At 70.9% G+C, this 14,833-nt stretch carries 13 protein-coding genes; 5 read left to right on the top strand and 8 right to left on the bottom strand.

Translation table 11 applies throughout. The annotated features are described in order from the left end of the window. Both VGN50_RS10455 and hutH read right to left on the bottom strand, forming a co-directional pair. The coding region (locus tag VGN50_RS10455) for a urocanate hydratase (RefSeq protein ID WP_327444703.1) at positions 1-1,411 on the bottom strand (1,411 nt) is incomplete at its 3' end. Positions 1,412-1,452: 41 nt separating this feature from the next. Further along, entirely contained in the window at positions 1,453-3,018 is a 1,566-nt protein-coding gene (hutH, locus tag VGN50_RS10450; protein WP_327444702.1) for a histidine ammonia-lyase, read from the bottom strand. Positions 3,019-3,097: 79 nt separating this feature from the next. Between hutH and VGN50_RS10445 the strand changes: the two genes are divergently transcribed. Genes VGN50_RS10445 through VGN50_RS10430 form a run of 4 tightly spaced genes read left to right on the top strand, consistent with a single transcriptional unit; the run spans position 3,098 to position 6,069 of the window. Further along, positions 3,098-3,877 (top strand): IclR family transcriptional regulator, encoded by a 780-nt coding sequence (locus tag VGN50_RS10445; protein WP_327444701.1) that lies wholly within the window; start codon positions 3,098-3,100, stop codon positions 3,875-3,877. After that, positions 3,874-4,455 (top strand): molybdenum cofactor guanylyltransferase, encoded by a 582-nt coding sequence (gene mobA / locus VGN50_RS10440; protein ID WP_327444700.1) that lies wholly within the window; start codon positions 3,874-3,876, stop codon positions 4,453-4,455. Before VGN50_RS10445 ends, mobA begins: the two co-directional genes overlap by 4 nt. Next, positions 4,452-5,450, top strand: coding sequence for an NAD(P)H-quinone oxidoreductase (locus VGN50_RS10435; RefSeq protein WP_327444698.1), 999 nt, complete (start codon positions 4,452-4,454; stop codon positions 5,448-5,450). The genes mobA and VGN50_RS10435 overlap by 4 nt, the downstream gene beginning before the upstream one ends. A gap of 49 nt (positions 5,451-5,499) precedes the next feature. Continuing rightward, complete coding sequence (locus tag VGN50_RS10430) at positions 5,500-6,069, top strand: bacterial proteasome activator family protein (RefSeq protein WP_327444697.1); 570 nt, start codon at positions 5,500-5,502, stop codon at positions 6,067-6,069. A 42-nt stretch (positions 6,070-6,111) separates the two neighbouring features. On the opposite strand, the gene VGN50_RS10425 is transcribed toward VGN50_RS10430, so the two are convergent. Together VGN50_RS10425 and VGN50_RS10420 are read right to left on the bottom strand one after the other, a co-directional pair. After that, positions 6,112-7,767 (bottom strand): FAD-binding dehydrogenase, encoded by a 1,656-nt coding sequence (locus VGN50_RS10425; protein WP_327444696.1) that lies wholly within the window; start codon positions 7,765-7,767, stop codon positions 6,112-6,114. A gap of 9 nt (positions 7,768-7,776) precedes the next feature. After that, entirely contained in the window at positions 7,777-8,469 is a 693-nt protein-coding gene (locus VGN50_RS10420; RefSeq protein WP_327444695.1) for an HAD-IA family hydrolase, read from the bottom strand. A gap of 116 nt (positions 8,470-8,585) precedes the next feature. Between VGN50_RS10420 and VGN50_RS10415 the strand changes: the two genes are divergently transcribed. Then, positions 8,586-10,178: a metallophosphoesterase gene (locus VGN50_RS10415; protein ID WP_327444694.1), complete on the top strand. Its 1,593-nt coding sequence runs from the start codon at positions 8,586-8,588 to the stop codon at positions 10,176-10,178. Between the two features lie 18 nt (positions 10,179-10,196). Here VGN50_RS10415 and VGN50_RS10410 read toward each other — a convergent pair whose 3' ends face one another. From VGN50_RS10410 to VGN50_RS10395, 4 genes are all read right to left on the bottom strand, one after another. Further along, the gene (locus VGN50_RS10410) at positions 10,197-11,474 is read right to left on the bottom strand and encodes a sugar ABC transporter permease (RefSeq protein WP_327444693.1); all 1,278 of its coding nucleotides are present in this window, start codon (positions 11,472-11,474) and stop codon (positions 10,197-10,199) included. Further along, complete coding sequence (locus VGN50_RS10405) at positions 11,471-12,274, bottom strand: ATP-binding cassette domain-containing protein (protein WP_327444692.1); 804 nt, start codon at positions 12,272-12,274, stop codon at positions 11,471-11,473. The genes VGN50_RS10410 and VGN50_RS10405 overlap by 4 nt, the downstream gene beginning before the upstream one ends. Positions 12,275-12,408: 134 nt before the next feature. Beyond that, on the bottom strand, positions 12,409-13,506 hold the full coding sequence (locus VGN50_RS10400; RefSeq protein ID WP_327444691.1) for a sugar ABC transporter substrate-binding protein: 1,098 nt from the start codon (positions 13,504-13,506) through the stop codon (positions 12,409-12,411). Between the two features lie 91 nt (positions 13,507-13,597). Then, a complete protein-coding gene (locus VGN50_RS10395; protein ID WP_327444690.1) occupies positions 13,598-14,794 on the bottom strand; it encodes an ROK family transcriptional regulator in 1,197 nt (398 codons plus the stop codon). Between the last annotated feature and the right edge of the window lie 39 nt (positions 14,795-14,833).

Raw genomic sequence — 14,833 nt, 5'->3', positions numbered from 1 at the left:
TCAACGCATTCAGCAGCGGCCAGTCGGCGATCGCGTCGGAACCGTCGGCCATCGATTCGGTCTCCCGGTAGGGCGAGGCGACCGAACCGCAGTCCAGATGATCACGACCGATGACGATCGGCGCCGACACCACGCCGCGGGCGACCAGGTCGTTGAACGCCAGACCGGCCTTGTCCCGCTCGCCGTAGCCCAGCCAGCAGATCCGAGCCGGCAGCCCCTGGAACGCGATCCGCTCCTGTGCGCCGCGCATCCATTTCTGCAGCCGATCGTTGTCGGGGAAGAGATCCATCACGGCCTTGTCGGTCGCGGCGATGTCCTTCGGATCGCCGGACAGCGCGGCCCACCGGAACGGACCCTTGCCCTCGCAGAACAACGGCCGGATGTAGGCCGGGACGAAGCCGGGGAACTCGAACGCACGTTCGTAACCGCCTTGGCGTGCCTCGTCACGGATCGAGTTGCCGTAGTCGAACACCTCGGCGCCGGCGTCTTGGAACTCCACCATCGCCCGCACGTGCTTGGCCATCGACGCGCGAGCCCGATCGGTGAACTCCTCGGGCTTGGACTCGGCGAGGTCGGCCCACTCCTCCAACGCGATGTCCTCGGGCAGATAGGACAGCGGATCGTGGGCGCTGGTCTGGTCGGTGACGATGTCGATCGGGACCCCGCGGCGCAGCAGCTCGGGGAAGATCTCCGCGCAGTTGCCGACCAGCCCGATCGACCACGCCTTGCGGTCGGCCTTGGCCTGCAGAGCCTTCTCGACCGCGGTGTCGAGGTCGGCGGCGATCTCGTCCAGATAGCGGTGGTCGGCCCGACGCTGCAGCCGGGTCCGGTCGACGTCGACGATCAGGCAGACGCCGTCGTTCAGGGTGACCGCGAGCGGCTGCGCGCCGCCCATCCCGCCGCAGCCGCCGGTCAGCGTCAGGGTGCCGGCCAGGGTGCCGCCGAACCGCTTCTCGGCGACGGCCGCGAACGTCTCGTACGTCCCCTGGACGATGCCCTGGGTGCCGATGTAGATCCAGGAGCCGGCCGTCATCTGGCCGTACATCGTCAGGCCGAGCTGCTCGAGACGGCGGAACTCAGGCCAGGTGGCCCAGTCGGGCACCAGGTTGGAGTTGGCGATGAGGACGCGAGGCGCCCACTCGTGGGTCTGCATGACGCCGACCGGACGGCCGCTCTGGACGAGCATCGTCTCGTCCTGCTTGAGGGTCGTGAGGGTGCGCACCATCGCGTCGAACGACTTCCAGTCGCGCGCGGCGCGTCCCGTACCGCCGTAGACGACGAGGTCGTCAGGGCGTTCCGCGTTCTCGGGGTCCAGGTTGTTCATGAGCATCCGCAGGGGGGCCTCGGCTCCCCAGTGCTGTGCGGTGAGCTGCGTGCCGCGGGGAGCGCGGACGGGGCGTGCGCCTTCCATCTCTGTTCTCCTTCAGTGGGTCTGGTTGTATGCCGGGTGGTTCAGCTGAGGGGGCCCGTGACGGCTTCGGCGGCGCTGACGACCGCGCCGCTGGCGACGAGCTGCACGGCCGTCTCGATCTCGGGCGCCAGGAACCGGTCGGTCCCCGGCGCCGGTGCACCCGCCTCGCGCAGCGCGCGGACGACGGCAGCGGTGGCCGGCGCCGGCTCGAGCGGCGCCCGGAGGTCGAGCGCCCGAGCCGCGGTGAGCAGCTCGACGGCCAGCACGCGGGTCAGGCCGTCGACCGACCTGCGCAGCTTGCGGGCCGCGGACCACCCCATGGAGACGTGGTCCTCCTGCATCGCACTCGACGGGATCGAGTCGACCGATGCCGGTGCGGCCAGCCGCTTCATCTCCGACACGATCGCCGCCTGGGTGTACTGGGCGATCATGTGACCGCTGTCGACGCCCGGGTCGTCGGCGAGGAACGCGTTGAGCCCGTGGCTGCGGGTGACGTCGAGGAACCGGTCGGTGCGGCGCTCGCTGATCGACGCGAGGTCAGCCGCGACGATGGCGAGGAAGTCCAGCACGTAGGCCACGGGTGCACCGTGGAAGTTGCCGTTGGACTCGACGCGCCCGTCAGGGGTCACGACCGGGTTGTCGACCGCCGAGGCGAGCTCGAAGCCGGCGACCTGAGCGGCATACTCCACCGTGTCGCGGACCGCCCCCGCCACCTGCGGGGAGCAGCGCAGCGAGTACGCATCCTGGACACGGGTGCAGGCCTCGGGGTCGCGATGGCTCTCGCGAATGCCGCTGTCGCGCATGAGGTTTCGCAGGTTCTCGGCCGACTTGGCCTGCCCCGGCTGCGGACGCAGCGCGTGGAGGTCGGCGGCGAACACGTCGTCGGTGCCCAGCTGGCCCTCGACGCTCATGGCCGCAGTGATGTCAGCGACGGTGAGCAGGGCCCGCAGGTCGGTGATGGCCAGGACGAGCTGGCCGAGCATGCCGTCGGTCCCGTTGATGAGGGCCAGGCCCTCCTTCTCGCGCAGCTCGACCGGGGTGATGCCGGCGGCGGCGAACGCCTCCGCCGTGGCCATCCGCTCACCGAGGACGTCACGGACGACACCCTCGCCCATCAGCGCCAGGGCACAGTGCGACAGAGGGGCGAGGTCGCCCGAGCAGCCCAGGGAGCCGTACTCGTGCACCACCGGGGTGATGCCGGCGTTGAGCATCGCCACATAGGTCTGCAGGGTCTCTTCGCGGATGCCGGTGCGGCCGGTGGCGAGCGTCGAGATGCGCAGCAGCATGAGCGCCCGCACGACCTCGCGCTCGACCTCGGGGCCGGAGCCCGCCGCATGCGAGCGCACCAGTGAGCGCTGCAGCTGGGCGCGTAGCTCGACGGGGATGTGGCGGGTGGCGAGTGCGCCGAATCCGGTGGACACGCCGTAGTGCGGGATCACGTCGTCGGCCAGCGCCTCGATGACCGACCGCGTCCGGCGCACCTCGGCGAGGGACTCCTCGGCGATCACCACCGCGGCGCCGTGCCGGGCGACGGCCACGACGTCGTCGAAGGAGACCGGACCCGTACCGACGGTGACGGTGTGCGTGGTGGCAATGCTCTGCGTCATCCCTCCATTGGAGCGGAGGTATGCCGTCCGCGAACCTGGCGAGGGCGGCATACCGTCTCGCATCTGAGACCATACGGTCATGGCCAACGCACCCGCAGCCGGTCAGGCGCTGTCGCTCCTGAGCCTGCTGGCCCGGCACACCGAACCCCTGCCTGCCGGCGCCATCGCCCGCGACCTCGGGCTGCCGCGGTCGACGACCTACCACCTGCTCGGTGTCCTGCGGGACCACGGCTACGTGACCCACCTCGCCGAGGAGCGGCGATACGGCCTGGGGGTGGCCGCGTTCGAGCTCGGGTCCGCGTACCAGCGACAGGCGCCTCTGCAGCGCATCGCCCGCCCTCTGCTCGGCCGCCTCGTCGACACCACAACGCACAACGCCCACCTGGCCGTGCTGCACGGACGCGACGTGCTCTACGTGATCGAGGAGCGCGCGCCCGGCCGGCCCCTGCTCGTCACCGACGTCGGGGTCAGGTTGCCCGCCTCGCTGACGGCCAGCGGGATGGCGATGCTCGCCGAGCTCTCCCCGGCCCAGCTGCGCGCGCTGTTCCCCAACCGGGACAGCCTGATCCAGCGCGATGGCGTCGGAGCGGTCTCCGTCAGCGAGCTGCGCCGTCAGCTCACCGACGTCCGCAACCGCGGCCACGCCGTCGAGGACGGCAGCATCAGCGCGGGCCTGTCCTCCGTCGCCCATGCGGCCTTCGACCACACCGGACACCCGGTCGCCGGAGTGGCGGTGACGTTCCCCACTGACCAGGTCGACGCCGACGAACGCGTCCGCCTCGCGCAGGCCGTCACTCGGACGGCGCAGACACTCACGGCCCGGCTGGGCGGCCGGCCGGCACCGCGAGACCGCCCATGAACGCCGAGGTCACCGCGGTGGGCGTCACCGCGGTGGTGCTCTGTGGCGGCACCGGGCGACGGTTCGGCGGCGACAAGACGCAGGCCCTCATCGACGGCGTGCCGGTGCTGGACCATGTGGTCGGACAGCTGCCACCATCGTGGCCGGTGGTCTGCGTGGGCCCTGAGCGACCGACGGTTGCCCCCGTCACCTGGGTCTGCGAGGAGCCACCCGGTGGCGGGCCTGTGGCGGCCCTGGCCGCCGGTCTGGCTGGGGTGGGCGGCCCTGTGGTCGTCGTGCTGGGCGGGGACATGCCGTATGCCGCGCCCGCAGCCACCGCCCTCGTGGCAGCTCTGCTCGCCGACCCGGCCGTCGACGCCGTGGTGGGTCGGGACCCGCAGGGGCGCACGCAGCCGCTGCTCGCGGCATACCGGACAGAGGCGCTGCGCCGAGCCGTCCCGGACCCACCCACAGGGGTTGCCCTGATGCGGGTGGTCGACGCACTCGTCCACGCCGGCGTGCCGACGGACGGCCGCGCAGCCCTCGACATCGACACCCGTGAGGACCTGCGAAGCGCGCGGCATAGGGTCGAGGGATGAAGGCGATCACGATCCCCCAGCCCGGAGACCCGTCTGCGTTGGTCCTGGCCGAGGTCAGCGCCCCCGAGCCGACGGCAGGCCAGGTCCGCATCCGGGTGGCGGCGGCCGGGGTGAACCGCGCCGACGTGATGCAGCGGATGGGCCTCTACCCGCCGCCGCCGGGTGAGCCGGAGTATCCCGGTCTCGAGGTCAGCGGCACCATCGACGCCATCGGCGCCGAGGTGGACGGCTGGTCCGTCGGCGACCAGGTCTGCGCGCTGCTGGCGGGAGGTGGATATGCCGAGCAGGTGTGCGTCGCGGCGGCCCAGGTGCTCCCCGTGCCGCGGGGCGTGTCGCTCGAGGACGCCGCCGCCCTGCCCGAGGTCGTCAGCACGGTCTGGTCCAACGTGTTCATGACCGCGAACCTCCTGCCCGGCCAGACCCTGCTGGTCCATGGCGGATCGTCGGGCATCGGGACCATGGCGATCCAGCTGGCCCGCGAGGTGGGCGCGCGGGTGGCCGTCACCGCCGGCTCGGCCGAGAAGCTCGAGGTCTGCCGAGAGCTCGGGGCCGAGATCCTCGTGAACTACCGCGAGCAGGACTTCGTGGCCGAGATCAAGGAGGCCACCGCCGGCGCCGGGGCCGACGTGATCCTGGACAACATGGGTGCGAAGTACCTCGCCCGCAACGTCGAAGCCCTTGCTGTCAACGGCCGGCTGGTCGTCATCGGGCTGCAGGGTGGCGCCAAGGCCGAGCTCGACCTCGGTCAGCTGCTGCGCAAGCGGGGCGCAGTCATCGCCACCTCGCTGCGGGCGCGACCGGCAGGCGAGAAGGCAGCGATCGTCGCGGCCGTGCGCGAGCACGTCTGGCCCCTCATCGAGTCGGGCAGGGTCAAGCCCATCGTCCACGCTCGGCATCCCCTCGCGCAGGCGGCCGAGGCGCACCGCGAGCTGGAGGCGAGCGGGCACATCGGCAAGATCCTGCTCACGGTCGGCGCAGAGTCCACCGGTTCCTGAGGCCGACGCCGCCTGCGCGCCCGGCCGGGGCTGTAGCAGGATGGGTCGCATGACCGAGCACCCACAGGACGAGGCAGGCCGGGACCAGCAGCGCGTGGTCGTCGTCACCCAGGACGGCATGGGCGTCGCACCGCACCAGGACGACGAGAACGGCCGCACGAACCCGGCGGACCTCGTCGAGCAGCCCGCCAAGGTGATGCGGATCGGCTCGATGATCAAACAGCTGCTCGAGGAGGTCCGCAACGCTCCTCTGGACGACGCGGGTCGCGCGCGGCTCGCCGAGATCCACCGGCGCTCGATCAAGGAGCTCGAGGACGGCCTTGCCCCGGAGCTCATCGAAGAGCTCGAGCGAATCGCGTTGCCCTTCAACGAGGACCACGCCCCCACGGACGCCGAGCTGCGCATCGCCCAAGCACAGCTCGTCGGGTGGCTCGAGGGGCTCTTCCACGGCATACAGACCGCCTTGTTCGCCCAGCAGATGGCGGCCCAGCAACAGCTCGCGCAGATGCGACGGGCCTTGCCTCCGGGGCACGTGCCCGAGGGCGTCCCTGGCGGGATGCCCGGTATGCCGGGTGGGCCGGCCGACCACCAGGGCGGACCGACCGGCCAATACCTCTGAGCCACCACTCCTCACCTGTGGGGGGAGGTGAACCGGGGGTGCTCAGCTGACGGCAGCGGCTGCGGCCCGACCGGCTGCTCGGCCCGAGAAGATGCACCCGCCCAGAAAGGTGCCCTCCAGGGCCCGGTAGCCGTGCATGCCTCCGCCACCGAACCCGGCGACCTCACCCGCGGCATACAGTCCGGGCACCGGGTCCCCCGAGGCCGACAGCACACGCGAGGACAGGTCCGTCTCCAGACCGCCGAGCGTCTTGCGGGTGAGCACGTGCAGGCGTACCGCGATGAGCGGGCCTGCCGCCGGGTCGAGGATCCGGTGCGGGCGCGCGGTACGGATCAGCCGGTCGCCACGGAAGCTGCGGGTCCCACGCAGGGCGGTGACCTGCGCGTCCTTGCCGAAGGGGTTGGCCAGCTGGCGGTCGCGCTCGACGATCTGCCGCTCGAGGTGGGCCAGGTCGAGCGGAGCCTCGGGCGTGAGCGCGTTCATCTTGGCCACGAGCTCGGGCAGCGTCGCCGCCGACACGAAGTCGGCGCCCCTGTCGAGGAAGGCCCGGACCGGACCGGGGATGTCGGTGCGGGCCCGGCCGAGCACCTGGCGCACCGACCTGCCGGTGAGATCGGGGTTCTGCTCGGACCCCGACAGGGCGAACTCCTTGCCGATGATCTTGGCGGTCAGCACGAACCAGCTGTGGTCGTGCCCGGTCTGCCGCAGATGAGCGAGCGTGCCGAGGGTGTCGAAGCCCGGGAACAGTGGTGGCGGCAGCCGGTCGCCGTTCCCGTCGAACCACAGCGAGCTGGGGCCAGGCAGGATCCGGATGGCGTGGTCCGGCCAGATCGGGTCCCAGTTCTGGATGCCCTCGACGTAGTGCCACATGCGGTCGCGGTTGACGATGCGGCCGCCTGCCTGCTCGGTGATGGCCAGCATCCGACCGTCGACATAGGCCGGCACACCGGTGATCAGGCGCTCCGGGGCGCGACCGAGCCGCCGCGGCCAGTTCTGGCGGACCAGGTCGTGGTTGGCCCCGATGCCGCCACTCGTGACGACGACAGCCTGGGCAGTGAGCTCGAACTCGCCGACGGGGGAGCGGTTCGTGGGCCGTCCACGGTCGGCGGGATCGGGCGCGAGCAGCGCCCCACGGACGCCGGTCACGGTCCCGTCGACGGTCACCAGCTCGTCGACGCGGTGCCGATGCCGGACCTCCACCCGGCCCGCGGCGACATGCTCGGCGACCCGGCGCAGGAACGGCTCGAGCACCCCGGGCCCGGTCCCCCAGGTGATGTGGAACCGCGGGACGGAGTTGCCATGACCTGACGCCGTCCCGTCGCCCCGCTCGGCCCACCCGACGACGGGAAAGAACCGCATCCCCTGCGCGCGTAGCCAGGACCGCTTCTCCCCCGAGGCGAAGTCCACGTAGGCACGCGCCCATTGCACCGGCCAGCGGTCCTCGTCGTCCAACCGGTCGAACCCCGCCGTCCCCTGCCAGTCCTGCCACGCGAGCTCGGGTGAGTCCTTGACGCCCATCCGCCGCTGCTCGGGGCTGTCGACGAAGAACAGGCCGCCGAACGACCAGTGCGCCTGACCGCCCAGGTTGGCAGCGCTCTCCTGGTCGACCACGAGGACGCGTCTCCCCGCATCCGCGAGCTCCGCAGTGGCGACCAGCCCGGACAGCCCTGCTCCGACCACGATGACGTCAGCGTCCATGACAGGAACCTACCGGTCGGTAACCCCGTGCAGCCAGACCTGACCGTCCACCACCACGAAGGACACCGCCGCCAGGTTCTCGACCACGGCGTCGGCGATGAGGTCGGCGGGGGTGGTCGTCGTGGCCACGGCCAGCGTGCAGCAGCCGGCGGCCCGGGCCGCCTCCAGACCACCCGGGGCGTCCTCCACGACGAGACAGTCGGTCGGATCCACTCCTAGCCTGGCCGCCGCCAGGAGGAAGGGCTCGGGGTGCGGCTTTCCGCGGGTGACATCGCTGGCCGTCACCACCACGGGTGGCACCGGGAGCCCGGTCGCCGCAATCCGCGCCTCGGCCAGGGGTGCGGTGCAGGACGTGGCGATCGCGCAGCGGTGCACGGCCCCCGAGGCCCCCGAGGCTCCCAGCGCGTCCAAGGCGTCGAGCGCGCCGGGCAGCACGGTGATCCCCTCGACGTCGGCGACCTCGATCGCCTCGATCCGAGCGACCGCCGCGTCCACGCGCTCGGGCGGGAGCAGCCGCTCGGCGATGCCCCGGGCCGGCACCCCGTGGAAGCCGGCGAGCCGGCGGGGGTCGACGTCCTCCTCCTTCGCCCACCGCAGCCAGCTGCGCACGACGGTGGGTATGGAGTCGATGAGGGTTCCGTCCATGTCGAACAGGACGGCTGCGAACGGCCGGCTCTCCAACGTTCCCAGGGTCCACGGCATACGGGCCAGCGTAGGTGGACTGCGCGACCGGGCCGGGACAAGCCGGACCACGACGCCCGCCCCGCTACGGTGGACGGGTGAGCGAGCCTGTGCAGAGCCCACCTCACAGGCGTGGCGTGCCCAGGGTCCTCCGCTGGCTCATGCGGGGAGTGGGGCTCGTCGTGCTCTTCGTGGCCTGCAACTCCGGCGGCGTGGCGGCCACGACGCTGTTCCCCAGCACGGCCGACACCCTGAACTACGCGGCCAGCCTGCACCTGTCGATCAGCCCGGCGGACCTGAGCGCGCTCCAGAGTCCCACAGTGTTCGGCACCATCCGGGTGAGCTTCGCGGGTCCCGTCCCTGCCCCCGGCGTGCTGGCTCAGGTGCAGGTCAAGGAGCGCATCACCGACCTGCTCTCGCGACCGGGGATCACTGTCAGCTCCCTCGAGCCGGGTCCGCTCGAGCTCGAGCACGCCGCGCGGGACGCCGTGATCGGCCTGGGCTGGCGCTTCGCCATCGGTTCGCTGTGCGTCGCCCTGCTCTTCCTCATGGCGTATGCCGGGTGGCGGCACCGGCGCCTGGGCGCTACGGCGGCGGCGGTGGTCGCCGCGGTGTGGGTCGCCTCATGTGTCGCGACCTTCGGTGTGCTGGCGCTGACGTACCAGCCGGACCGCCTCGACCGCTTCACGACGACCGGGCTGCTCGGTGCCGTGCAGCGCACCCCCGAGCTCCTCGCCGGCGTCGAGACCAGGGCCCAGGAGACCACGCCGTACCTCACGAACCTGCTGGCGCTCTCGGCAGCGCTGCAGGACAAGTACCGCCCCCAGGTGCTCAACACCCCCACCGCCGCACGGTTCCTGCTCGTCTCGGACGTGCACGGAGCGAACCAGTACCCCCTGATGCGCACGATCGTCCAGCAGGAGCACATCGACGCGGTCATCGACTCCGGCGACCTCGTCAACTTCGGCAGCGCGGCCGAGGCCCAGGCGGCTGGGATGTTCCAGGGCATCCGGTCGCTCGGCGTGCCGTACCTGTTCGTCAAGGGCAACCACGACGCGCGGTCCGCGACCGACCACGGGCTGCTGGACAAGCTGGCGACGGTGCCCAACGTCGTGCTCCTCGAGCCCGACGCGTCGACCTACACCGTCGAGGCGATCCATGGCATCCGCATCGCCGGGTTCAACGACCCCCGCTGGTTCGGCGACGACAACCAGGACAACGCCGCCAAGCAGAAGCCCGCGGCCGACCGTTTCAACACGGCCATGGCGGACCGTCCGGTGCCCGACATCGTCGTGGCCCATGAGCCGGCGGCAGCCGAGGATGTGACTATGGCCGGCATCCGAGTCAACGGGCACATGCACATCGCCGAGCTCGACGGCACGCGAATCGGAGTCGGGACGTTCACCGGCGGCGGCCCGTTCAGCCACTTCATCACCGAGCCGGGTGGCGGCGAGCTCACCGGCCAGCCGTCGGCGTTCGACATCGCGACGTTCGGCGAGGACTGCCGGCTGACGGCACTCACCCGCTACCAGTTCCGCAACGTCATCGAGGGCCGCCCGGCCTACGACGACGTCACGCTGGTCAACGGCTCCCGGATCGAGGTGCAGCCGCCCCCAGCCACCGCGCCGGCCGCGGGGACAGGTGGTGGTACGGGCGCGGCCGTACCCGCGCGCACCTGCTCCGCCACGCTCGGTCCCACGACCGAGCGAGTGCCTGCCCCCTCGCCCTAGCTCGAGGGGGGCGGCCCGTCAGGCGCGACCGTGAGCGGCCCGGCTCCGGCGGCTGAGGGAGTCGACGATCACGGCCAGCAGCAGCACGCCACCGGTGATCATGTAGCGCTCCGGGGACCCGAGGTTGACCAGGCTGAGCCCGTTCGAGATCGACTGGATCACCAGGATGCCCAGCAGCGCGGAGTAGGCCGTCCCGCGACCACCGAACAGCGAGGTGCCACCGATCACCGCGGCCGCGATGGCGTTGAGGTTGACGTCGCCACCACCACTGCTCTGGTTCGCCGCCGCGAGGCGCCCGGCCGCGAGCAGGCCGCCGAGGGCCGCGAGCGTCGAGGTGAACACGAAGACGCTGACATAGACGCGCCTGACGTTGATGCCGGCGCGACGGGCGGCCTCGACGTTGCCACCGATGGCCAGGACCGAGCGTCCCCACCGGGTGCGGCGGATGAGGAAGTCGGTGACGACCACCAGCAGCACGAACAGCAGGAACATCTGCGAGACGCCGCGGTCCAGGTTGAGCACGTAGATCGGCACGAGCAGCAGGACGGCCAGCGCGACCGCCCGGATGGCGATGGTGAGGGTCGGGGTGGTGGACAGCCCAGCCGCGTCGCGACGCTGGTTCGCTCGTAGGCGCGTCGCGGCATACACGACCACCACGACGAGGATGACGAGGTAGGACTCGACGGGCGACAGGAAGCTGGCCTGCGCGAACTTCACCAAGCCGGAGTCGAACGGGATGTTGATCGACCCCTCCTGGCCGAGGACCTTGAGCTGCAGGCCCAGGAAGCCGAGGAGGCCCGCCAGGGTGATGACGAAGCTGGGGACCCCGAACCGGGTGTAGAGCAACCCGTACAGCGCGCCGACGAGGGCGCCCGCGAGCAGGGACACGACGATGGCCAGCGGCAGCGCCCACCCGTGGTTGACGAAGCCGACGGCGAGGATGGCCGCGGACAGACCGCTGATCGAGCCCACCGACAGGTCGATCTCGCCGAGCAGCAGGACGAGCACGATGCCGAGGGCGATGGTCCCGGTGGCTGCGCTCTGCTGCGTGAGGTTGACGAGGTTACGGCTGGACAGGAACGCGTTGTTCTGCCACTGGAAGACACCCCAGATGACGACCAGTCCCACGACGACCGGCAACGAGCCGAGGTCTCCGCTGCGCAGCCGCGAGAGGAAGACGCGCAGGAAGCCACCCACGCCCTGCGAGGCGATGAGCCGCTCGTCCTGGAGGTCGGACGGCAGCGCCGCGGTCACGTCGCCCTGCTGCGCCTCCGGCGTCGGGGTGGACCCACTCATGACTGCTCCTCCTGCGCCGAGCGGCGCGAGGCCCGCTCCGAGACGGCGTTGGTCGTCGCGCCGGTGATGGCGGCGATGATCTCCTGGCTGGTGGTCTGGCCGACGTTGAACGTCCCGTTGTTGCGACCCAGGCGCAGGACGCTGACCCGGTCGGCAACGGCCATGACGTCGGACATGTTGTGGCTGATGAGGATGACCCCGAGGCCGTTCTCGCGCAGCCGCTCGACGAGGTTGAGCACCTCGGCGGTCTGGGCCACGCCCAGCGCTGCGGTCGGCTCGTCGAGCATGACGACCTTCGGCTCACCGAGCAGCGAACGCGCGATGGCCACGGTCTGTCGCTGCCCACCGGAGAGGCTGGCCACCGGGATGCGGACCGAGGGGATCTTGGCGCTGAGCTGGCGCAGCAGGCGCCAGGACTCCTGCTCCATGGTCACCTCGTCGAGCGCGCGTCCCAGATAGAGCTCGCGGCCGAGGAAGAGGTTGGCCACGACGTCGAGGTTGTCGCAGAGCGCGAGGTCCTGGAACACCGTCGCGACGCCGAGGTGCTGAGCCTCGGCCGGGCTGCTCACCGTGGCGGCCTTGCCGTCGAACGTCATGGTGCCCTCGTCGGGGGTGTAGACGCCCGCGATGGTCTTGACGAGGGTCGACTTGCCGGCGCCGTTGTCACCGACGAGGGCCACGACCTCGCCCTGGTGGACGTCGAACTCGATGTCCTTGAGTGCCTGCACCGCGCCGAAGCGCTTGGAGACACCCGTGAGCGACAACGCGGCCGTTGTCGACGGGGAGAGGGTGGCGGTCATCGTCGTCCTTCACAGCGCTGGTGGGAGCCTGGTGGTGCGGTATGCCGGGTGGTGCGGGTGGTGCGGGTGGTGCGGGTGGTTCCGCGGGCGGGAGGAGCCGAGTGGTGCGTGGCTCCTCCCGCCCGCGGACGGTGTCAGCTCAAGCCTGCCTTCGCGCACGCGGCGGCGAAAGACCCGGAGCAGATGTCGGCGACCTTGTAGACGCCGTCCTTGACGATGGTGTCCTTGATCTTGTCCTTGGTCACGGCGATCGGGGTGAGGATCGTCGAGGGGACGCCCTGGGTGTCCATGGTCGAAGCGGGCTTCTGCTTGTTGGCGAGGGCGATGGCAGCCTTGGCGGCGGCCTCGGCCTCCGGCGGGATCGGCTTGTAGATCGTCATGGCCTGGTCACCGGACAGAATCCGCTGGATGGCCGTGATCTCGGAGTCCTGACCGGTCACGGGCGGCACCGGGTTGACGCCGCCGGCCTTCAGCGCGGCGATGGCGCCACCGGCGGTGCCGTCGTTCGCGGCATACACACCGACGAGCTTGCCCTTGACGGCCGAGATCTGGCCCTCCATCCAGGACTGCGCCTTGTCGGGGCTCCAGTCGGGGGTGTCGTACTCGGCCGCGACCTTGAAGCCGCTGGTGTCGATGACGCTGTGCGCGCCCTTCTTGAAGCTCGCGGCGTTGGGGTCGGTCGGCGAGCCGTTGATCATGACGAGGTCGCCCGAGGTCTTGCCGCTGGACTTGAGGATGTCGACGAGGGTCTGGGCCTGGAGCTTGCCCACCGCCTCGTTGTCGAAGGAGACGTAGTAGTCCACGCCGGCGATGAAGCGGTCGTAGGCGATGACCGGCACGCCCTGGCTCTTGGCGCTGGCAGCGACGGAGGCGGCGGCCTTGCCGTCGACCGGGTCGAGGACCAGGACGTTGGCGCCCTGGGTCAACGCGGCCTCGGCCTGCTGCTGCTGCTTGCTCGCGTCCTGGTCGGCGTTGCTGTAGATGATCGTGCAGCTGGCGCAGTCCTTCTTGACGGCGGCCTCGAACAGCGGCCGGTCGAAGGTCTCGTAGCGAGTGGTCTTGGACTCGGGCAGCAGCAGGGCAATCTTCTTGCCGCCGCCGTTGCCACCGGAGCTGCTGGAGGATGACGACGAACCAGAGCCGCTTCCGCTGCTGCCGCAGGCGGCAAGCGAGGCGATGCCAAGGCCAGCCACGAGAGCGACCCCGGTGAGACGAATGGAACGGGTGGGCATAGCTGAACTCCCTTGGTCAGACACTGGCAACCCCTGTGGTGCCCGTGACCTGAGTTAATCGCTGGTGACCCCTTGACGTCAAGAGTTGAATTCAAGAAGTGGAGGCGCTCAGAACCAGGGCGCTCTCGCTCGCCGGTAGGAGCGTGGTCGCGGCGACCAGTGCCCCCACCACGTCCGCGTCGGTGTCGAGCTGGCCGAAGCGCACCACGACCGAGGCTGCGGCACTCGGTATGGCGCAGCGCTCCAGCGAGACGCGCATCGGCGTGGTGATGATCGGACCCACCTTGGCGAGCTGGCCGCCGAGCACGATCACCTCGGGGTTCACGAGGTTGACGAGGCCGGCCACGGCCACGCCGAGATGGCGTCCGGCATCCTCCAGCACCCGGCGGCACCCGGCGTCCCCGGCGCGGGCGTGGCTGATCACATCACGGAGGCTGAGCGGACCGTGGGACGCTGCCAGCGCCTCGAGCAGACCGCGCGCCCCGATGTACGTCTCCAGGCAGCCGCGGTTGCCACAACGGCAGACCGGGCCGTTCTCGTCGATGGTGAGGTGTCCGATCTCGCCGGCGGTCCCGGCTGCCCCACGGAACAGCTCACCGTTGAGGATCAGCCCGGACCCGACACCGTGCGAGAGCTTGATATAGACCCCATGCTGAACCCCTTGCAGTGCACCGCATCTCAGCTCGCCCAAGGCCGCAAGGTTCGCGGTGTTGTCGACGAGGACGGGTGCCTGGATGCGGCCGCCCATCTCGTCCGCCACCGCGACGCCACGCCAGCCGGGGAGGATGCCCTCGCTCCCCACCTGTCCGGAGACGCTGTCCACCGGACCGGGCAGCCCGACGCCGACGCCACGGACGTCGGACATCGTCTTGCCGGCCTTCTCGACGAGGTCGAGGAGCAGCCGGGACGCCCGGTCCATGCCCTCGTCGGCAGCGTGGTCGGCCGGGAGCGGCATCCGCTGGCGACCGATGACGTCCCGCGGTCCGGTGCCCAGGGCCACCCGCACGTCACGGTCCCCGAAGGCGATCCCCGCGACCAGCGTGCTGCCGGTCGTCAGCGAGACGAGCGTGGCCCGCCGGCCGTTGCGGATGCTCGGGGCCAGGTCGACGACACCGGCGCTGTCGAGCTCTTTGACCATGTTGGAGACGGTGGCAGGAGACAGGCCCGTGAACCCCGCGATCTCGACCTGGGTCATGGCCCCCTGGTCCCGCAGCGCCTCGAGAACGCGCTGCCGGTTGGCTTCACGCAGGGACGCCTGCGAGCCCGGAGCCGCCTGCGATGGGTTCACGGCCTAAACATAAGGGCTCAGCGCGGCAAACGGTAGGGC

It is taken from the genome of Pedococcus sp., from assembly GCF_036000045.1.
In the GTDB taxonomy this organism is placed as follows: Bacteria; Actinomycetota; Actinomycetes; order Actinomycetales; family Dermatophilaceae; genus Pedococcus.
Note: the sequence above shows the minus strand (reverse complement) of the source record. Positions and strands in the feature narration are given on the sequence as shown.

What these genes read in the sequence shown, in the direction of transcription:
- hutH (WP_327444702.1), bottom strand. Translation starts at nt 3,018, where the DNA reads ATGACGCAGAGCATTGCCACCACGCACACCGTCACCGTCGGTACGGGT.
- VGN50_RS10445 (WP_327444701.1), top strand. Translation starts at nt 3,098, where the DNA reads ATGGCCAACGCACCCGCAGCCGGTCAGGCGCTGTCGCTCCTGAGCCTG.
- mobA (WP_327444700.1), top strand. Translation starts at nt 3,874, where the DNA reads ATGAACGCCGAGGTCACCGCGGTGGGCGTCACCGCGGTGGTGCTCTGT.
- VGN50_RS10435 (WP_327444698.1), top strand. Translation starts at nt 4,452, where the DNA reads ATGAAGGCGATCACGATCCCCCAGCCCGGAGACCCGTCTGCGTTGGTC.
- VGN50_RS10430 (WP_327444697.1), top strand. Translation starts at nt 5,500, where the DNA reads ATGACCGAGCACCCACAGGACGAGGCAGGCCGGGACCAGCAGCGCGTG.
- VGN50_RS10425 (WP_327444696.1), bottom strand. Translation starts at nt 7,767, where the DNA reads ATGGACGCTGACGTCATCGTGGTCGGAGCAGGGCTGTCCGGGCTGGTC.
- VGN50_RS10420 (WP_327444695.1), bottom strand. Translation starts at nt 8,469, where the DNA reads ATGCCGTGGACCCTGGGAACGTTGGAGAGCCGGCCGTTCGCAGCCGTC.
- VGN50_RS10410 (WP_327444693.1), bottom strand. Translation starts at nt 11,474, where the DNA reads ATGAGTGGGTCCACCCCGACGCCGGAGGCGCAGCAGGGCGACGTGACC.
- VGN50_RS10405 (WP_327444692.1), bottom strand. Translation starts at nt 12,274, where the DNA reads ATGACCGCCACCCTCTCCCCGTCGACAACGGCCGCGTTGTCGCTCACG.
- VGN50_RS10400 (WP_327444691.1), bottom strand. Translation starts at nt 13,506, where the DNA reads ATGCCCACCCGTTCCATTCGTCTCACCGGGGTCGCTCTCGTGGCTGGC.